General features: G+C 43.7%; 12 protein-coding genes and 1 pseudogene. 9 read left to right on the top strand and 4 right to left on the bottom strand.

Going from position 1 to position 21523, the window contains the following annotated elements; genetic code table 11:
- Positions 1-150 precede the first annotated feature (150 nt).
- Positions 151-3990, bottom strand: a pseudogene (rpoC, locus tag WC958_01530) (DNA-directed RNA polymerase subunit beta').
- 4 nt (positions 3991-3994) lie between these two features.
- Complete coding sequence (locus WC958_01525) at positions 3995-7804, bottom strand: DNA-directed RNA polymerase subunit beta (protein ID MFA5628936.1); 3810 nt, start codon at positions 7802-7804, stop codon at positions 3995-3997.
- A gap of 347 nt (positions 7805-8151) precedes the next feature.
- Here WC958_01525 and WC958_01520 point away from each other — a divergent pair, with 347 nt between their 5' ends.
- From WC958_01520 to serA, 4 genes are read left to right on the top strand one after another with little or no spacing between them, the layout of a single operon-like run.
- Entirely contained in the window at positions 8152-9087 is a 936-nt protein-coding gene (locus tag WC958_01520) for a bifunctional riboflavin kinase/FAD synthetase (protein ID MFA5628935.1), read from the top strand.
- A 6-nt stretch (positions 9088-9093) separates the two neighbouring features.
- Entirely contained in the window at positions 9094-10305 is a 1212-nt protein-coding gene (gene tyrS / locus WC958_01515) for a tyrosine--tRNA ligase (protein ID MFA5628934.1), read from the top strand.
- A 41-nt stretch (positions 10306-10346) separates the two neighbouring features.
- Positions 10347-11441 carry an alanine--glyoxylate aminotransferase family protein gene (locus tag WC958_01510; GenBank protein MFA5628933.1) on the top strand — a complete coding sequence of 365 codons (1095 nt, stop codon included), beginning with the start codon at positions 10347-10349 and terminating at the stop codon, positions 11439-11441.
- A 1-nt stretch (position 11442) separates the two neighbouring features.
- A complete protein-coding gene (gene serA / locus WC958_01505) occupies positions 11443-13017 on the top strand; it encodes a phosphoglycerate dehydrogenase (protein ID MFA5628932.1) in 1575 nt (524 codons plus the stop codon).
- 312 nt (positions 13018-13329) lie between these two features.
- Here the strand turns inward: serA and WC958_01500 are convergent, their stop codons facing one another.
- Complete coding sequence (locus tag WC958_01500) at positions 13330-14637, bottom strand: DUF1015 domain-containing protein (GenBank protein MFA5628931.1); 1308 nt, start codon at positions 14635-14637, stop codon at positions 13330-13332.
- A gap of 26 nt (positions 14638-14663) precedes the next feature.
- Positions 14664-16682, bottom strand: a complete 2019-nt coding sequence (gene ligA / locus WC958_01495; GenBank protein MFA5628930.1) for an NAD-dependent DNA ligase LigA — start codon at positions 16680-16682, stop codon at positions 14664-14666.
- 68 nt (positions 16683-16750) lie between these two features.
- Between ligA and pth the strand changes: the two genes are divergently transcribed.
- The 5 genes from pth (at position 16751) to gap (ending at position 21382) form a co-directional block, all read left to right on the top strand.
- Positions 16751-17329 (top strand): aminoacyl-tRNA hydrolase, encoded by a 579-nt coding sequence (gene pth, locus WC958_01490; GenBank protein MFA5628929.1) that lies wholly within the window; start codon positions 16751-16753, stop codon positions 17327-17329.
- Between the two features lie 46 nt (positions 17330-17375).
- A complete protein-coding gene (locus WC958_01485; protein ID MFA5628928.1) occupies positions 17376-17858 on the top strand; it encodes a TIGR00725 family protein in 483 nt (160 codons plus the stop codon).
- A 24-nt stretch (positions 17859-17882) separates the two neighbouring features.
- Entirely contained in the window at positions 17883-19166 is a 1284-nt protein-coding gene (gene eno, locus WC958_01480; protein ID MFA5628927.1) for a phosphopyruvate hydratase, read from the top strand.
- A 179-nt stretch (positions 19167-19345) separates the two neighbouring features.
- The gene (locus tag WC958_01475) at positions 19346-20362 is read left to right on the top strand and encodes a 2-hydroxyacyl-CoA dehydratase (GenBank protein MFA5628926.1); all 1017 of its coding nucleotides are present in this window, start codon (positions 19346-19348) and stop codon (positions 20360-20362) included.
- A 12-nt stretch (positions 20363-20374) separates the two neighbouring features.
- Positions 20375-21382: a type I glyceraldehyde-3-phosphate dehydrogenase gene (gene gap, locus WC958_01470; protein ID MFA5628925.1), complete on the top strand. Its 1008-nt coding sequence runs from the start codon at positions 20375-20377 to the stop codon at positions 21380-21382.
- The last annotated feature ends 141 nt before the right edge of the window (positions 21383-21523 follow it).

The raw sequence follows: 21523 nt of genomic DNA, 5'->3' as shown, positions 1-21523 counted from the left end.
GTCATCATCGGATGGTTCTAAAGTCAAATCGAATTCCTCAATTTTTTCAAGAGCGCTTTGAAGGGGGTCTTCCATCCCTATGCCCTCATCGGAAGAATTGTCATTTTCTTCATCATCGATATCGGATTCCAATTCAAGGGTATCACCTTGTGCTAACTTTTGTTCCATTTCCGCCGAGGCTTGTTTCGAAGCTTGGCAGCGCGCGGGAATCAGTTTACCGATAATTACATTTTCTTTTAAGCCGGCAAGCCTATCCAGCTTTCCGTTAACCGCAGCTTCGGTAAGCACCCTTGTGGTTTCTTGGAACGACGCCGCCGCCAACCAGCTGTCGGTACTTAAAGAGGCTCTTGTAATACCCATCAGAACCGCACGTGCCGTTGCCGGCTCTCCGCCTTCGGTAAGAACCTTAGCGTTTATTTCTTCGTAACGGAATCTGTCAATCAGTTCGCCTGGGACAATATCGAAATCGCCCGGAGAATCGATTCGAACCTTTGATAACATCTGCCTGACAATAACCTCAACGTGTTTATCGTTAATATGAACACCTTGAGAACAGTAAACTTTTTGGACTTCGTCTACCAGATAGCGCTGTACAGCATCTTTTCCGAGTACATTTAAAATGTCATGCGGGTTAATCGAACCGTCGGTAAGCTGCTGTCCGGCTTTAACCATGTCGCCGTCCTGTATACGGATATAAATAGCGGCCGGTACGACGTAATCACGTTCTTCTTTTTCTTCGATTTTAACAAAAACCCTTCCGTCTTCGATAATTACTTCACCCGAAGAACGAGCGGGTACATTATTAACCACCAACTCGGCATAGGTTTGTGTATCATCTTGCGGCGGTGCAGCAATTACATTACCGCTATCCACCCACTGGCCGTGATTTACCAATAAATTCCAGCCTTCGGGAATCTTATGTTCATCTTTATAGACGTCGTAACTTGTTACTTTGATACGTTTGCCTTCTTCATTATTGATAACTTCCGCCATTCCGTCAATCTCGGATATAATCGCCTGAGTTTTGGGAGGCCTGGCTTCAAATAACTCTTCCACCCTGGGCAGACCGGTGGTAATATCAAGCCCGACAACACCGCCTGTATGGAATGTTCTTAATGTCAGCTGGGTACCCGGCTCACCGATACTTTGTGCGGCAATAATACCGACAGCGGTACTCGGTTCAATCAAATAACCGCGTGCAAGGTCTCTGCCGTAGCATAACTGACAAACACCCTGCTTTAATTGGCAGCTTAGTGACGATCTAACATATACGCTTGTAATTCCCAATTTAACAATGGTTTCGGCAATAGCTTCATCAATTTCCTGGTTACGGTCAACTATAATCTCCCCTGTTTCGGGGTTTACAATTTGAGTTGCAGCCATTCTGCCGGTCATTCTCTCGGCAAAAGGCGGCAGCGATTCTGTTTCATCCGCTTTTGTAATCCAAATACCGTCTTCGGTTTCGCAATCGTATTCCCTGACGATAACGTCTTGGGTTACATCAACCAAACGCCTGGTTAAATAACCGCTTCCCGAGGTACGCAGAGCCGTATCGGCCAAACCTTTACGCGCACCATGGGTGGAAATAAAGTATTCGATGGCGCTTAAACCTTCGCGCAGGCTTGATTTAATCGGGAAGTCAATAATTCTTCCCGAAGGGTTAGTCATCAAACCGCGGATACCGGCCATCTGCCTAATCTGTGAAATATTACCTTTGGCGCCGGAATTTGCCATCATATAGATACTGCCGTTTTTGTTCATCGATTTCTTAATTGAATCGGTGATATCGTCGGTGGTATTCATCCACACTTCGATAGTGCTGTTATATCTTTCATCATCGGTAATCAACCCGTTTTGATGTTGTTCTTCAATAACGGTGGTTCTTTCGTCCGCTTTTGTAATCAGCTCGGACTTATTGGTCGGTACTTCTATATCGCTCATTGCAATTGTAATCCCGGATTTGGTGGCGTACTTGAATCCGAGGTCTTTCAGGGCATCCAGTATTTCGCCCATCTCGGGGGCAGTGCCCAGTTTTTTATAGCAAGCCGCGACAATGTTTTTTAAACCGGATTTATCGATATCCTTATTAATAAAATCAAAATCTTCGGGTAAAATTTCATTAAAGATAATACGCCCGATAGTGGTTTCAATGTTTTCACCGTCTTTGGTGCGGACCGTAATCTTGGCTCTTAATTCAATTGCACCAAGTTCGTATGTTAATTTTGCTTCTTCAAAACTGCCAAGTCTGGAACCTTCTCCCTTGGCGCCATCTTTAATTGTTGTTAAATAATAACAACCGAAGACCATATCAAGGGTCGGTGTTACAACGGGTTCGCCGCAGCTGGGAAGCAACATATTATTGGTGCTAAGCATCATTTCACGGCATTCTTTAACGGCGGCTTCGGATAAAGGTACATGAACTGCCATTTGGTCGCCGTCAAAGTCCGCATTGAAAGCGGCACACATTAAGGGGTGCAATTGAAGTGCGCTGCCGTCAATCAATACCGGTTCAAAGGCCTGAATACTTAATCGGTGGAGGGTTGGGGCACGATTAAGCATAACCGGTCTTTCTTTAACCACGTCTTCTAAAACATCATAGACCTCAGGGCGCCCTCTTTCTACCTGTCGTCTGGCGGTTTTGATATTGGAAGCAAGTCCTTCCATTACCAATCTGTGCATAACAAACGGTTTAAAGAGTTCCAATGCCATTCTGCGCGGCAGACCGCACTGGTGGATTTTAAGCTCCGAACCGACAACAATTACGGAACGTCCGCTGTAATCAACACGTTTACCTAAAAGGTTTTGACGGAACCTACCCTGTTTACCGCGTAGCATATCGGAAAGCGATTTTGCTTTATGGTCTCCGCTAACCGTAATCGCCCTGCCCCTTCTACCGTTATCGATTAAAGTATCGACAGCTTCTTGGAGCATTCTTTTTTCGTTGCGAATAATAATGTCGGGAGCGCCGATTTCAACCAAGTGTCGCAGACGATTGTTGCGATTGATAACCCTTCGGTATAAATCGTTAAGGTCACTTGTTGCAAAACGTCCGCCGTCCAACTGTACCATTGGCCTTAACTCCGGAGGCAGGACGGGTAAAACCGTCATAACCATCCATTCGGGCTTATTGCCGCTGCGCCTAAAAGCTTCAACAAGTTGTAATTGTTTGCTGGCTTTGCGGCGTCTTTGTCCCGATGATGAATGGGTTTCAACAATCAATTGGCTGCGTAAATCATCCAAATTGATTTTTTGCAGCAGTTTTAAAATAGCTTCGGCACCCATTTCGGCAACAAATACATCTTCATATTGCTGCATCAATTCTTGGTACTGGGTTTCGGTTAAAAGGTGCCCTATACGAATATTTTTAAGTTGTTCGATTTTTGAAGGCAGAGCATCTTCCATTTGCTCTTTTTCAATTTCGAAGTCGCGGCGCATTTGATTGATTTCTTCAATCGTTGCCTGGTCTTTTTCCATTGCCTCGATATTTTTTTCAAGCAAGTCCTTGCCTGCGATAATCTCATCACTGAGTTCGCCTTCCAATTGCTTGATAATCGCATCACGCGCTTCTTCGTTAACTTCGGTAACAATATAGTGTGAAAAATAAATTACACGCTCGAGGTTGCGGGCGGAAAGGTCAAGCAGTAAGCCGATACGGCTCGGAATGCCGCGGGCAAACCAAATATGGCTAAGCGGGCACGCCAGCTCAATATGCCCCATTCTTTCACGGCGAACCTTGGAACGGGCAATTTCAACTCCGCACTTATCGCAAATTATACCTTTGTAACGTATTCTCTTATATTTTCCGCATGAACACTCGAAGTCTTTAATCGGGCCGAAAATTCTTTCACAGAATAATCCGTCCCTTTCGGGCTTGAGTGTACGATAGTTTATAGTTTCCGGTTTAGTAACTTCACCGTATGACCAGCCTTTTATCTGATCCGGTGAAGCTAACGAAATACGTACTGCATCAAAATCATTAACTTCAGGCATTAATTTATTCTACCTCACTCTCAAGGGAATTGGTTTCTTCATCGTCGGAATCGTCAAGGTCTTCCGAAAGCAAATTCCCCAATAAGTTTTCTACTTCATCATTAATTGTGTTCGAAACTCCGCCTTCGGATACCATTTCGACACTGCTCGGCTTATCAAATTCAGAACTATCCTGAATTTTTTCAGGCTGTATAGACCTTTCTTCTTCATTGATAACCTCGACAGCTAAACCGAGGGCCTGCAATTCTTTAACCAAAACTTTAAACGATTCGGGGACACCGGGCGGTAAAATATCCTCGCCCTTGACGATTGCTTCGTATGTTTTGGCTCTGCCGGCGACATCATCGGATTTTATAGTCAACACTTCTTGCAGGTTATGTGCGGCACCGTAGGCTTCAAGCGACCAAACTTCCATTTCACCGAAGCGCTGTCCGCCGAATTGGGCCTTACCGCCAAGCGGCTGCTGGCTGATTAAAGAGTAAGGACCGGTGGCTCTGGCATGAACCTTATCTTCCACTAAGTGGATTAGTTTTAGCATATAAATGTTTCCGACGGTTATCGGCTGATCAAAGGCTTCTCCGGTACGTCCGTCTCTTAAAATCGTTTTGCCGCTGACAGGCAGAGGAACATTTTTATTTAGCGCAATTTCCTTTGCTTTTTCGGTTAATTCGATAGAATCAAGCCCCTTGCTTTTAACCTTAAATTCTTCAAGCCACAAACGCAGACATGTATCACGCGCCTCACCTATCAAAGAGCCGTCAAACGCTTTTTCTCCGTCATATCCTTTTTGACTAACCCAGTTTTTAACTTTTTCAAGGTTAATCGTAGGCTTATCACCTTGCAAATCCAAGGTAACCGAACCGGATTTCTGTACAAGCCAAACCCTTGCCAGCATGTCTTCAATTTCGGTATCACTGGCACCGTCAAACACCGGTGTTAAAACCTTAACATTCATATTTCTGGCTGCCCACCCTAAATGGGTTTCCAAAATCTGCCCGAGGTTCATTCTGGAAGGAACACCGATTGGGTTTAAAATAATATCCACCGGAGTCCCGTCAGGCAGGAAAGGCATGTCGGCTGCCGGTGCGATTTTAGAAATAACACCTTTATTACCGTGTCTTCCGGCTAATTTATCGCCTACGGAAACAGAGCGCTTCTGGGCAACCCACACCTGAACCCATTGGTTAACCCTAACGGGCAATTCCGCGCCCTCTTCGCGGGTAAACAGTTTTACATTAATAACCTTACCCCATTCACCGTGAGGCATTCTTAAAGATGAATCTTTTACCTCGCGTGCTTTTTCACCGAATATGGCGCGCAGCAGTTTTTCCTCTGCCGACAGTTCGGTTTCACCTTTGGGGGTGATTTTACCGACTAAAATATCATCGGGGCCGACTTCAGCGCCGATGCGGATAATTCCGTATTCATCGAGTTCGCTAAGGCTTTCTTCTCCGACATTGGGGATATCCCTGGTGATTTCTTCCGGACCTAATTTAGTGTCTCTGGCTTCAATTTCATGCTTTGTAATATGAATGGAGCAAAACTTATCTTCTTCCACCATTCTGTCGGACAGAATAATAGCATCTTCATAGTTATAACCGCCCCAGCTCATAAAGGCACAAACCACGTTTTGACCGAGAGCCAATTCACCGTTTTCGGTGGCGGAGCTATCGGCAATTACATCGCCCTTTTTAACTCTTTGGCCACGATTTACAACCGGGTGCTGATTTATGCATGTACCCTGATTGGTACGAATGAATTTTTGTAAAATATAAGCTTCTTCCTGACCGCCGTCGCTTCTAATAACAATTCGTTGACTGTTAGCGGAGATGACCATGCCGGAATTCTTGGCAAAAAGAACTTGTCCGCTGTATTTGGCAACTTCTCGTTCCATACCGGTTGCCACAATCGGAGCTCTGGCACGCAGTAAAGGAACCGCCTGCCTTTGCATATTGGCTCCCATAAGTGCGCGGTTGGCATCGTTATGCTCAAGGAAAGGAATTAACGATGCGGCAACACTGAATATCTGCTTAGTCGAAACATCCATAAAATCGATTTTTTCGGGAGGAAGCATCATATAACGGTCTTCGTAACGTACTTCAACCCTTTTGTTAACAAAATAGCCTTTTTCATCGATAGGAGTGTTTGCCTGAGCAATATTAAACTTATCTTCTTTATCGGCCTGTAAGTATTCGACTGCGCCGGATACGTAAGGCCTTACGGGAACTTCTCTTCCCGAAAGTTTCGCCAGTTCATTGGCAAGCGTCTTTGTTATTTCGGCGCCTTCTTTTAAAATAACATCGCCGTTATCGTTAAGAATATCTTCACCGGCTATTTTGCCGATTAATTCTTTATCGCTGTTATTTAGCTTGGATATAACCTTACGGTAAGGGGTTTCGATAAAACCGTAACGGTTAATGCGCCCATAGGTTGCCATTGTACCGATAAGACCGATATTCGGACCTTCCGGGGTTTCAATCGGGCAAATTCTTCCGTAATGGGAATAATGGACGTCACGGACATCAAAGCCGGCTCTGTCACGCGACAAACCGCCGGGCCCCATGGCCGATAAGCGTCGTTTATGCGTCAATTCCGCAAGCGGGTTGGTTTGATCCATAAACTGGGATAATTGCGAGCTGCTAAAGAACTCTCTGATTGCCGATAATACCGGCCGAATATTAACCAAAGCGCCGGGTGTAACGACATCACTGCTAATGATGCTCATGCGTTCTTTGGCAACCCTTTCCAATCTAACCAATCCGACACGGAACTGGTTTTGGATAAGCTCACCGACGGTACGCACCCTTCTGTTGCCCAGATGGTCAATATCATCCGGGGTTTCGTCTTTGTTGCTTACCTTTATTATATGGCGTACGATTTCAACAATATCTTCTCTGGTTAAGGCACGGTCGGCATCACCCTTTTTGGGAATCTCTAATCTTTGGTTAAGTTTATAGCGGCCGACTATTCCAAGGTCGTATTGCTGCTGGTTAAAAAAGAGATTGGTAACCATCTTGCGGGCGTTATCAAGGTTTGGCGGATCACCCGGGCGCAATTTTCTGTACATATCAATCAGCGCATCTTCTTCGCTTTTGATTACCGGGTCCTTTTCAATTGTTGATTGAATAAAGTTTCTGTTCGGGGAATTATCTTCCTTTTCAAACATTTGCAGTAATTCATGATCGGTGCCGTATCCGATTGCACGCAGCAAAGTGGTTACGGGGATTTTCCTTTTCCCGTCTACTTTAACCGATATTACGTTTCTGGTGCTGGTGTCGAATTCCAACCATGCGCCGCGGCTGGGGACCAAATTGGCTTTACCCAATTTGCGTCCGCTGGTAGGATCTTCGTCAGCGGTAAAATAAATACCCGGGGAACGCAATAATTGGCTGACAACAACCCTCTCTGTTCCGCTGGTGATAAACGTTCCCTTATCCGTCATAAGGTGGATATCACCAAAAAACAAATCAAACGGTTCCCTTATTTCACCCGTCCCCTTTGTAAGCAGCCGCGCTTTAACATATAGGGGCACCGAGTAGGTTTGGTCTTTTTGCAAACAGTCCTCTTCACTATAGCGAGGCTCGCGGAATTCATAGCCGATAAAGCTTAGCTCCAGCCTGTTTCCGGTAAAGTCCTGTATCGGAGAAATTTCATCCAACAGCTGTCTAATTCCTTCTTCTTGCAACCACTTGAAAGAATCAAGTTGTACCTCGACCAAATTAGGTACATCAATAACCTGTGGTAATTTTGCGTAGGTCTGACGTTTTACGGGATAATTTTCCTCTTTGGAAGGAATTGGCGATTTTGATACCATTCTCACTCCTTAAAAATCTAATGCGGAATTTATACAAAAAAAGTGCTAACGTGTATTAGCACAAACATTTAGCGCAGGAAATATTCGTTGAATCTCTTGAGGCATAATAGCAAAGGAAAAGTGTAGCACAAAAAATACTTTTTGTCAATCCTTATTGTTATATTTATTTCCGTCTACCATTATACACCATATGCGTAAAAAGTCAAACCGGCTCTCGCTTTACACTAATCGTCAATAGATTTATAATTTAGCTAATTCCCTTGCAGAATAACTTAGACGACGGCTTTTCTGTGAAATTTTGCTTTTAGATCCCGTCGTGCAATAGAATGTAAAAATAATTAGGATTTATGATGTCATTGGAAAACGAATTATCGAATTTTACCCGGGCTGAAGATTCATACCTAACAATCGGTGTTTTTGACGGAGTTCATCTCGGGCATAAGGCCCTTCTTGCCGAGGTTGTCAGGAGAGCAAAGGCAATCGGTGCAAAAAGCGGAGTAATAACCTTCAAAAGGCACCCTCGAAAGGTTGTTAACCCTAAAGACGATCTCCAGTTTTTAACCAACCTAAACTTAAAAATAAAATTGATTAAAGATGAAGGCATCGATTTTGTTATTCCGCTTATGTTCACTCCGGAAATCGCTGCCACCTCCGCAACCGATTTCATTACCTTGCTGCAGCAAAAACTTAAAATGAAGGGTTTGATAGTAGGTCCTGATTTTGCACTCGGGAAATCACGCGAGGGCGATATTGCCTTTCTTACCGATTTATCTAAATCAATGAACTTTGAATTTATTGCAATACCCCCCGTCAAAGATGATGCAGGTGTGTTTAGCAGCACCGCTATCCGCAAGGCTTTGTCCGAGGGCGATATGCAAAAAGCTTATACCCTACTGGGGCGCTACTTCAGTATCGAAGGAGAAGTGGTTCACGGAACGGGAACCGGCAAACAAATCGGATTCCCGACGGCAAATCTTTGCGTTGATGCCGAGCAAGCGCTGCCTTTGGTTGGCGTTTATGCCGCTAAAACCGAGTTTGACGGGCAAAGCTACGATTCGGTTACATTTATCGGTAAAAGGGTTACTTTCGGAGATACCCGTAAAACAATAGAAACCCATCTGATTGATTATAATCAAGATTTGTATCATAAAAACCTTAAAATTGATATAATCTGCAGATTACGCGGTGAAATAAAATTTGATAGCGTTAATGAGCTGGTCGAACAAATCAAAAGAGATGTTACGGCCGCTAAAAAATATCTGAATAGTCTGAATAGGAAATAAGGTGTTATGGAGAATTTATCGGAACTTGATATTCAAAGGCTTCTCAAAAGAGGGGTCGCCGAAGTTATTGTCGAAGAAGAACTGGTAGCAGCCCTAAAAGCAGGCAAACCTTTAAGATTAAAGGAAGGGTTTGATCCCAGCTTCCCCGATATCCATTTGGGGCATATGGTTGCTCTGAAAAAGTTACGCGAATTCCAGGACATGGGTCATCAGGTGGTTTTAATTGTCGGTGACTGGACCGCCCAAATCGGAGACCCCAGCGGCGCTTCGGTAACCCGCCCGATGTTGACTGCCGAGCAGGTTAGAATAAATGCCCAAACATATATGGAACAGTTTTTTAAAATAGTTGATAAAGATAAAACCGAGGTTCGTTGGCAAACCGAATGGTTTGGCGATTTTAATTTAGCTGATGTTATCAAGCTGACCAGCAAATTCACGATTGCCCAAATCTTAGCTCGGGATGATTTCAGTAAGAGATTCAATGCCAATCAACCGATTACGATTACCGAATTTCTCTACCCTCTTTTACAGGCGTATGATTCCGTTGCTGTTAATTCCGACGTGGAATTCGGAGGTACGGACCAAAAATTTAATCTTTTGGTCGGGCGCGAACTGCAAACGATTTTAGGCCAAAGGGCGCAGCAGATTCTGATGGTCCCCTTGCTTGTCGGAACCGACGGTGTCCACAAAATGAGTAAAAGCTTGGGGAATTATATCGGAGTGATCGAAGCCCCCGAAAATATGTTCGGTAAGGTTATGTCAATTCCGGATAATATAATTCCAAATTACTTTGAGCTTGTTACCGATATTTCAGACGACGAACTGAGCGAAATCAAACGGCTTCTGGAAAATAACGCAATAAATCCGATGGAACTTAAGAAAAAACTCGGCAGGGAAATTGTAACTAAATTACACTGCAAAGAAGCGGCAATTATGGCCGAAGAACACTTTGCACGAGTTGTTCAAAACAAGGAAATTCCCGATGAAATTGAAGAATATTGTTACAATCTTAATAGTGAAGTCGACTTAAAAGATTTGCTGGTTAAAATCAATATGGTTAAAAGCCGCAGTGAGGCCGGAAGGTTGATTGACCAGGGTGCGGTTAGCATAAACGGGCAGATAGTTACCGCCGGTAATTTGAAAATAGATACCGATTCGATTGTTAAAGTCGGTAAAAGACGCTTTGCTAAATTGGTTAATTCAGATATAATTAAATAAATTTTCATGTATAAAGAAGGTTTTTTGAAGGAGTAAAGGAAATGACAAACTTACGTATTCCGGGGCCTACACCGTGTCCTGAAGATGTGCTTAAAGAAATGAGTAGGCAAATGATTAACCACCGGGGTCCTGAATTTGCTCAGGTATTAAACAACGTGACTGCCGGGCTCAAACAGGTTTTCCAAACAAGCGGTAATGTACTTCTTGTATCGTCTTCGGGTACCGGCGGCATGGAAGCCGCAGTTGTAAATATGCTTTCTCCCGGAGATAAAGTACTCTCGGTTTCGATTGGTGGTTTTGGCGACAGGTTTGCCACAATTGCTAAAACATACGGTGCCGATGTCATTCCTTTAAGCTTTGAATGGGGTACGGCTGCCGACCCCGATGCCATTCGTAAGGCCCTTAACGATAACCCGTCTGTTAAGGCGGTTTTGGTGACTCATAACGAAACATCAACCGGTGTTACAAATGACCTTGAGTCAATCAGCAAGGTTGTTAAAGAATTCGACAAACTAATTATAGTCGATGCCGTTAGCAGCATGAGTTCGATTAACCTGCCGGTTGATAAATGGGGTTGTGACGTTGTTGTATCGGGTTCCCAAAAAGGCTGGATGGTTCCGCCCGGGGTGGCTATGCTTTCTGTAAGCGAAAAAGGTTGGGCAGCCAATGCCGAAGCAAAGATGCCGCGTTTTTACTTTGATATCGCAAAAGCAAAGAATTCGATAGAAAAAGGACAAACGCCTTGGACCCCAGCTATGTCGGTTATTTTTGCGTTGGAAAAGGCATTGCAGCTGATGCTGGATGAGGGATTGGAAAATATTTTTACCCGCCATATCCGTATTGCCGATATGACCAGAAAAGGAATCAAAGAACTCGGATTGGAACTCTTTGCCGATGAAAAATTTGCCTCTAACACCGTAACTTCCGTGCGTGCCTCGGAAGGGCTGGATGTAAAACAGCTTAACAAAATAATGCGTGAAAAACACGATATTGTCCTTGGCGGCGGACAGCTGCATTTAGCAGGTAAAATATTCCGCATCGGGCACTTAGGCTATGTCAGCGAAAAAGATATCGAAGAAGTATTGGAAAAACTGAGGATTGTATTACCCCAAGCGGGTTTTGAGGTGAAAAGTTAAAATGAAAGTTTTGGTTGCCGACCCTATCGCGCAAGAAGGGGTCGATTTATTAAGTAAACACGCTCAGGTGGATGTTAAAACTAAATTAACTCCCGAGGAAATTGTATCTATAATCGGGGATTACGACGCCTTGATAGTTCGCAGTCAAACACAAGTGACCGCGGATATTATTGCCGCCGGTAAAAAACTGCAGATTATCGGCCGTGCCGGAGTCGGTATCGATAATATTGATACCAATGCTGCCAGTCAGCAAGGCATTATTGTTGTTAACGCCCCTACCGGCAATACGGTTTCGGCGGCGGAACACAGTGTTGCCCTTATGTTGGCTCTGGCTCGTAATATACCGCAAGCCAATTCATCTCTGAGGTCTTGTAAATGGCAAAGATCCAGTTTTATGGGCACTGAGGTTAAAGGTAAAACATTGGGTATTGTCGGGCTTGGAAATGTCGGGGCCGAGGTTGCCAGACGCGCGCGCGGTTTGGAAATGAAGCTGATTGGCTATGATCCGATTATTTCTGCCGAAAGGGCATCCAACTTGCAGGTGGAACTGGTTCCTCTGGCTGATTTGATTAAAGAGGCCGATTTTATAACCCTGCATATTCCGCTAACTGAATCGACCAAAAATATTATCGGTGAAAAGGAACTTGCGACGGTTAAACCGAATGTGCGTATTATTAATGCCGCTCGCGGTGGGCTTATTGATAACGATGCCTTATTAAAGGCAATTGAAGAAAACAGGGTTGCCGGTGCGGCAATTGATGTTTTCGAAGTTGAGCCTTGTACCGAAAGCCCGCTTTTTGGGAACGAAAAAATTATTGTTACCCCTCATTTGGGCGCTTCCACTACCGAAGCGCAGACACTTGCGACAACCGAAGTTGTTCAACAAATCATCGATGTCTTTAACGGCCTGCCCGCTCGATATGCCGTAAATGCTCCCTTTATTAAAGCGGAGGCATTACCGTTTGTTGCCCCCTTCCTTGAAGTTGCCTCTACTATCGGCAACGTAGCCGGCTATTTGGGCGAAGGGCGGATGACCGGGCTGACAATCAAATATCAGGGCGAGATTTCCGGATATGATACCAATGCTTTGAAGGCTGCGGTACTGGGCGGTGTCTTAAATCGCATTACCGAAGAGAGAGTTAATGTGGTTAACGCCAACATCATAGCGGCAAAGCGCGGCATTAAAGTTATCGAACAAAAAGAAACCACCGCCGAAAATTATGCCAATCTGATAACGGCTGAGGTAATTGCGGATAATAAAACCTTTACCGTTGCCGGAACCGTTTTACGCGGTGAAACCCATGTTGTCAGAATCAACGATTACTGGATTGATATTGTTCCGACCGGCGGTTATTTCTTATTTAGCGACCACAAGGATAGGCCGGGGCTTATCGGTGCGGTTGGTAAGATTGCCGGGGACAGCGATGTTAATATCAGCTATATGCACTTGAGCCGGTTAAAGCCGAGAGGTCAGGCGCTGATGATTTTGGCATTGGATGCGCCGTTTGCCAAAGAACAAATCGACCAAATATTGGCACTGCCGGATGTTTACAGCGCCAATGTAGTTAAGATTTAAAACGCTATTAAAAGAAACTGTTTAAAAGCCCGTCAGGCGTATTGTTTGACGGGCTTTTGATTTAATTGATAAATATTGTCTGCGTTAAACCCTCAAAAGCTTACCTAATCTCTTATCGCAATCGTTGCAATTCCTGCCGTTTTAGGTCTTATTGATTAAACGGAATTATATTTAGGATTTGAATAGGTCTGTTTCCGGATTTTTGTTCTTGGACACTGTTTTGTTAGGTGACAGCTTTTGGAAATTAAACTGCCCCCCTTGCCAAGTTTTAGATAATCTTTAAGTCAACCGGCAAGAGAGGCAGAAGTATTCTTAAACGATATGGTTTACGATAAGTCCGCTCGGTAATTTGGGGTAGAAATAAGTTGATTTACGCGGCATTCTGTCTTTTACGTCGGCGATATCTTTAATTGTTTGCCCTTTAACCATATTGGTAATGATTGCCAGTTGACATTCCCCGCTTAAAACCCTGTTTACGGCTTCTTGTCTTTCGTGGGTATAGGCGATACGTTTTTCGTCATCGCTGGGGATTTTCAATATCTTCTCGAGTATAATATGGTCTACTATACTGACATCCATTTTCTTATAAACATCGGAACGCTGGGCAGGCATCATCGCAATTGCGGCGTCCCAATTCTTTAAAGTTAAAAGCGATGCGAAACCCGGTTCTAACCCGATAACCGCAAGCCTTAAACTCTTTTCATCGGACATTTTATTATCAATTACCTGCCATAAATCGGCATCGTCAAGTGAGAAATCTTTGATATCGAAATAAAGAGCCAATTTCTCCTTAATATTTTCGGTTATCTCAGGCTCCATGCTATGCAATAAGCGATGGGTCGGGAAAATAATCAGGTTTGGATCGTCCATGTCCATAATGGTCATCATTACGAAGTTATAGGGAGCCTCCGGGTCAGTATTTTGGTCGCAGGCGCTGCGTTCTTTTTTATAAGTCAGCGCACTTTCATACCTGTGGTGGCCGTCGGCAATATAGAGCGGCTTATCGTTAAACAGGCTGCAAAACTCTTTAACTTCTTTGGGGTCGGTAATTGTCCAGACATTATGACGCTCACCGCCCGATTCCTTGGTTTCGATTAAGAACTCGCCGCTATCCGCTTTTTCCAAAAACGAAGATATTTTTGAGTCTTTATCTTCATACATAGACATTACCGAGCTGGTATTGGCATTTAATGCCCACAGCAAACTGATTCTGTCTTTTTTGGGGCCTTTAAAGGTGTATTCGTGCGGGCGGATGATATTTTGCTCCCACTCTTCCAGCCTAACCCTCACAATCAAGGAGCGTCTTTTATATTCTTTACCGTTTAGAGTAAAAAACTGGTCGTGCACGTAAATAGCGGGCGTGCTGTCGGTAAGCATTATCTCTTTATCAAGCCATTCTCGGAAAAGGGCCGATGAACGAGTGTAGCGGTTGTTGCTTTCGGAATCGTTTTCTTGCAAGCGGTTATATTCAATCCTTATAAAATTATAAGGGCTGCCGTTATGGAGGTCTTCATCCATTTGGGGGGAAATAATATCATATGGCGGGCAGATTACATTTGCAATATCCCCTGTTTTTTCCTTATTGTAATAGACTCCGCGAAAAGGTCTGATTTCAGCCATTTAAATTACTTTCTCCGTCTCTCTTTTTATTTTAAAAGCTCTAAAAATTCGCTTTCGTTAATAATTTTAATATTCATTTTTTCGGCGCGTTCAAGTTTTGATCCGGGGTCTTCGCCAACAACCAAAAAATCGGTTTTTCGTGTTAAATCACCCTTTGCCGTTCCCCCGAGCTGTTTGATTTTCTCTTCAGCCAAAGGACGCGGCATTGAGCTAAGTTTACCGGTAATTACAAATTCCTTGCCTTCAAGCGGTCTTTCCCCCTTTGCTTTGCTTTCAAAGCGCATTGATACGCCGCTTTCTCCCAATCTTTTAATGATTTCTTTATTTTGAGGGTTACTAAAATATGTTACGATACTGTCGGCAATTTTGGGGCCGATGGCAGGGATTTCTTCAAGCTGCTCTGCGGTTGATTCGGCAATCGCTGCGATACTTCCGAACTTTTCGGCTAAAATATGAGCGGTTTCTTCCCCGACATGACGAATGCCCATTGCAAAAATAAGATTCGGCAGCGGACGGGTTTTACTCTTTTCAATTGCCTCCAACAAATTATCAACGCTCTTTTCGGCCATTCGGTCGATTGCCAATAAGTGCGCCCTTTTATCTTTTAAGGTATACAAATCCGCAAAATTGCTAACCAAGCCTTCTTTAAATAACAAAACACTCATTTTTTCACCGATGCCGCGAATATCCATTGCCGGCCGTGATGCGAAGTGTTCAATTTTTAACATTGCTTGTGCCGGACAAGAAGCGTTGGAGCAATAATACATTACTTCACCTTCCGGTTTGTGAATAGCGCTTTCGCATTCCGGGCATACCCCGCCGGTTTTAGCCAACATATTAAACTCAGCCGATAATGCGGGGCGTTTGGCTGCTACCGGTCCAATCACTTGCGGGATTACATCACCGGCTCTTTGAATAATAACAGTATCGCCTTCACGGATATCTTTCCTGCGGATATCGTCTTCGTTATGTAATGTGGCCTGTTTTATAACTACACCGCCGACCGATATCGGTTCCAAAACGGCATACGGGTTTAACGTTCCGGTTCTGCCGACACTGATTCTAATCTCTTTTAAAACGGTGTATGCTTGTATTGCCGGAAACTTATAAGCAACCGCCCACCTTGGTTCGCGCCCGGCATTTCCCAGTTCTTGCTGTAAATCAATGCTATCGACTTTAACAACAATACCGTCCGCTTCGTAGACTAAATCGTCTCTTTTTTCTTCCCATTCTTGGTAATATTGCTCAACCTCTTCAATTGAGGTTACAAGCTCGGTATTCGGGTTTATTTTGAAACCGAGCGATTGTATGTAATTTAGGGTTTCGTGGTGTGTTTTTGCAAACGGTGCCCCCTCAAGCTGTGCCAGAGTATAAACATTGATATCCAGCGGTCTCTCGGCAGTTACGCTTGAATCAAGTTGGCGTAAAGAACCGGCAGCGGCATTACGCGGATTGGCAAAAAGAGGCAATCCTTCGGCAGCCCGTTCATTATTCAATTTTTCAAAAGAGGCGCGCGGTATAAATACCTCTCCCCTAACCTCAATTAAAGAAGGTGCGCCATCGGGTAATACTAAAGGGATACTTTTAATTGTTTTTAGATTTTGGGTAATATTTTCTCCCTTATAACCGTCACCGCGGGTGGCGCCGGTAATAAACTTGCCGTTAATATATGTCAGTGAAACGGATAACCCGTCCATTTTATGTTCGCAAACAAAAGCAATTTTTTGCCCGCCTAACATTTTGGATATACGTTTATACCAGGCGTCCAATTCTTCTTTTGAAAAAACATTCGCCAGCGATAAAAGCGGTATTTTATGCTCAATAATCCCGAAAGCTTCTAACGGCGCCGCCCCTACCCGTTGTGTGGGTGATTCGGGGGTCAAAAATTGAGGGTATTCCTCCTCGAGCCGGAGCAGTTTCTGCATCAATCCATCGTATTCGGCATCGCTTATTTCGGGGTTATCAAGTACGTAATAGAGATGATTATGCCGATTGATTTTCGCACGCAGGTTTTCGATTTCGAATTGAATATCGTTTGTTTTCATATGTTTATTAAGTATAACAGATTATCAGAGGTTGATTAAATTAATACTAAGTATTATTCTAGTATCTAATGAAATTAATTGTTGGGCTCGGTAATCCCGGGCAAGGATATTCCAATAACCGTCATAATGTCGGTTTTATATGCTTAAAGCATTTTGCTAAAGCCAATAAGATTGCCTTTGATAAAAAACAAGCGGATGCCAGAATCGGGCGCGGCAATGTAGAAGGGGTTGATGTTGTCCTTGCAAAACCGCAAACGTATATGAATTTAAGCGGCAAGTCGGTTAACCGATTGGCGCATAAGTTTAAGCTTAAACCCGAAGACATTATTGTTGTGCATGATGATATGGATTTGCCGCTGGGGAAAATGCGCATTAAAAGCGGCAGCGGTTCCGGCGGGCATAACGGGATTGACTCAATTATCAGAGAACTGGGCTCGCGCGATTTTATCAGAATCAAAGTAGGAATCGGCCGCCCCGGAAGAGAAACAAACGACAAATATTACAATGATGATGTTGTTGATTTTGTGCTTAGTAATTTTTCCCGCGATGAGAAAAAAGAACTGGAGCCGGTAATTGAAACCGTGTCCTCTGCAATAGTTTGCCTTATAACCGAGGGGCTTGAGCCCGCCATGAATAAGTTCAATTAACTTTGCCTTGGGTTTAATTTGAATGTTATAATCCGGTTGGATAAAAATGTCTGCAAAAAATAAGTTTATAGCCGTTATCGGCAATTCCAAAGCTTCCGCGCACGAAATAAATCTGGCCGAAGAAATTGGCCGCCAAATAGCAAAACACGGCGCTATATTGGTTTGCGGAGGGCTTGACGGGATTATGGAAGCCGCTTGCCGCGGCGCAGTTTCAGAGGGCGGGTTAACGGTTGGTATCCTTCCCGGAACTAATCGTAACGAAGCTAATGCCTTTGTTAAAATACCGATCGTAACCGGTATCGGATGGGCCAGAAATATGATTGTTGTTAAATCGGCTCAGGCGGTTATTGCCGTTGGCGGGGCGTACGGAACGCTCACTGAAATCGGTTACGCGCTTAAAAGCGGGATTCCGGTAATCGGAATTGATACATGGAAACTTGCCACCAAAAAAGCGGTTTGCGAATCAATTATTCGAGTTGATAATGCTATTGACGCGGTAAATACGGCGATTGAAATGATATCTGATTAAAATTATGAAAATTGGGGGTTAAAATTGTCTGCCATAAAGAACCTTAAAGCCAGAGAAATCCTGGATTCCAGAGGAAATCCTACTGTTGAAGTTGAAGTTGAACTTACCGGAGGAGTTATCGGTTGTGCCGCGGTTCCTTCGGGTGCCAGCACCGGAACGTATGAAGCGGTGGAACTGCGTGACGGAGATAAGAACAGATACAATGGGCTGGGTGTTTTAAAAGCGGTTTCCAATGTAAACGAGGTAATTTCTAAGGCTCTTATCGGTATGCCTGCCGATTCCCAAAAAGATATTGATGCTAAATTAATTGAACTGGACGGTACGGAAAACAAAGCCAAGCTGGGTGCCAATGCCATATTAGGGGTTTCTTTAGCTGTTGCCCACGCGGCGGCAAGTTCTTTAAAAATTCCACTCCATCAATATTTGGGAAAGAGCGATACTTATACTCTTCCAGTTCCGATGTTAAATATCTTAAACGGCGGGAAACATGCCTCTAATTCGACCGATTTACAAGAGTTTATGGTTGTACCTGCCGGTGCGAAAAGCTTTGCAACCGCTTTGCAAATGGGAACCGAAGTCTATCACAGCCTTAAATCGGTCCTTAAAAAGAAGGGCCTTGATACCAATGTCGGTGATGAGGGCGGGTTTGCCCCTTCATTGTCCTCCAATAATCAAGCGGTTGAACTTATAATTGAAGCAATTGAAAAGTCCGGTTATAAACCCGGAAATGATTGCTTTATTGCCCTTGATCCCGCTTCAAGCGAATATTATGAAGACGGCAAATACCACCTTGTCCGCGAAGGCAAAACCTTAACAAGCGAAGAGATGGCGGATTTCTATGTCAACTGGATTAATGCCTACCCCATTATCAGTATTGAAGACGGAATGGCTGAGGATGATTGGGCAGGCTGGCAAATGCTTACCGAGAAAATCGGTAACCGTGCCCAATTGGTTGGCGATGATCTTTACGTTACCAATATTAACAGGCTGGCAAAAGGGATTGAACTTAAAGCATCAAATTCGATTCTTATCAAATTAAACCAAATCGGAACACTTAGCGAAACTGTTTCCGCCATTGAAATGGCGCATAACGCCGGTTGGACGGCTGTTGTCAGCCACCGTTCGGGTGAAACCGAAGATACCACCATCGCCGATTTGGCGGTGGGATTAGGAACCGGTCAAATTAAAACAGGTGCGCCTTGTCGTTCCGAGCGTAACGCTAAATATAATCGCTTACTCAAAATAGAAGCCGAACTCGGAAATAAGGCCGTTTTTGCAGGTAAAAAGGCCTTTAAAGGTCTGATATAACGTTATAAAACAGGTTATAGCTAAAGATAAACTCCGCGGCAACCCGGCTTTGTGAAAAGTTTCTGTGCTCTGTCTTTTTATTGCTTAGCGGGAGAATCAATAGCGTAACTTGAAGACAGACAAGTAAACCTGAAATCTTAACCCTTGAATTAACTTACGAAAGCCTAAAGGATAGTTTTGTGAAAAAAATAGGGATAACAACCAATGTCCCCATTGAGGTTTTAATTGCCGCCGGATATCAGCCGATTGACCTTAATAATATCTTTGTCGGAGACCCCGACCCCGAGCATTTGATTAAAAGGGCTGAAAAAGACGGTTTCCCGATTAATTGTTGCGGATGGACCAAAGGCATGTACGGTGTTTGTATGGAATACGATATCGACACAATTATGTGTGTCACAAGCGGAGATTGCTCAAATACCGAAATGCTAATGGAAGTGCTTCGATATCGCGGTTTGGAAACAATCCCTTTCGCCTATCCCAAAGAGGCCGATATTAACGAAATGCAAGATACCCTTACTAAGCTGGCAACACAACTCGGCACAACGCTCCAAGCAGCCGAAAATGTTCGTAAAAGATTAGAACCCTCTCGTAAATTGGCCGATAAACTGGATAAGCTTACCTGGCAAGATAATAAAGTGAGCGGTTTTGAGAATCATTTATGGTTGGTATCCGCCTCCGATTTTAACCGGGATTATAAACAATATACGAAAGATATTACTGCGGTTATTAAAAAGGCCGAAAAGCGCGAACCCTATTCCAAAGATTATGTTCGCTTGGCTTATATCGGAGTTCCGTCGGTCTACGGAAGCGATTTATACCGTTTTCTTGAAAATAACGGCGCCAGGATAGTTTACAACGAAATACAACGCCAATTTGCGATGATTCAACCGGTCAATTCTTTGGCGGAACAGTACAGTATTTATACTTATCCGTATTCCATTAAAGACAGAACTAACGACATTCAAAAAGAACTTGAAAAGAGACAAATTGACGGAATCATTCATTATGTCCAAACTTTCTGTTACAGAGGGATTGGTGGTATTATATTCAAAGACGCCCTGAAATTACCGATGTTAACACTTGAGGGCAACGATAAGTTTTATCTTGACCAGCATAACCGAACACGAATTGAAGCTTTTATTGATATGCTGAAGCGCAAACCTAAACCGAACACGGATTTAATTAATAATTAAAGGGAGGATAAAGTGACAAGAATCGGAATAAACGGATTTGGCAGGATTGGCAGGTTGGTTCTAAGGACGATTAACGAATATCATTCCAAAGACCTTGAAGTGGTAGCCATTAATGACCTTACGGACGCCAAAACAAACGCTCATCTTCTTAAATGGGACAGTGTTTACGGACCTTATAAGGGTAATGTCGAATCCGAAGAGGGTTTTATATCGGTTGATAACAAAAAAATCCAGGTTTTATCAGAGAGAGACCCTGCCCAAATTCCTTGGTCAGATTACGATGTTGACGTCGTAATTGAATCTACCGGTATTTTTACCGACGGTGAAAAAGCCGCCGCACACAAGCGCGGCAGCGTTAAAAAGGTTATTATATCCGCCCCTGCCAAAAATGAAGATATAACTATTGTGCTGGGAGTTAACGAAGATAAATACGACGCCGAAAAACATCACATTATTTCGAATGCTTCTTGCACAACTAACTGTTTGGCACCTGTTGCTAAGGTTTTGCACCAAGAGTTTGGAATTGTTAAGGGGCTGATGACTACGATTCATGCTTATACAAACGATCAGCGGCTCCAAGATATGTACCATAAAGATTTAAGGCGTGCGCGTGCCGCTGCCGAAAACATGGTACCGACTACTACCGGTGCGGCGAAGGCAATTTCCCTGGTTTTACCGGAATTAAAAGGTAAACTGCACGGTTTGGCATTAAGGGTGCCGACTCAAACCGTTTCCATTGTTGATTTGGTGGCCGAAACAGAAAAGGAAACCGATGTCGATGCCGTTAATAACGCCCTTAAGGCTGCCTCGGAAGGTAATTTGAAGGGGATATTGGGTTATAACACAGAGCCGCTGGTAAGCTCCGATTTTAAAGGAACAACCTTCAGTTCAATTGTTGATGCCCCGAATACCATGGTTATGGAAGGTAACATGGTCAAAGTACTTTCTTGGTACGATAATGAGTGGGGTTACTGCTGTCGTTTAGCCGATTTGGCCGCTTTTATTACCAAAACTAAGTAACATTTTTAGAACAGTTTAAAGAATATGTAAAAGAGCTTCCGATTTAGGCCGGAAGCTCTTTTTGTTACGGATACTAAACGACTCGGTCTTGCGATATGCATACATTTTTGATATCGCTTGTTTCAAAATGGAAGGGTTGGA

The organism is Dehalococcoidales bacterium (assembly GCA_041656115.1).
In the GTDB taxonomy this organism is placed as follows: domain Bacteria; phylum Chloroflexota; class Dehalococcoidia; order Dehalococcoidales; family UBA5627; genus UBA5627.
Note: the sequence above shows the minus strand (reverse complement) of the source record. Positions and strands in the feature narration are given on the sequence as shown.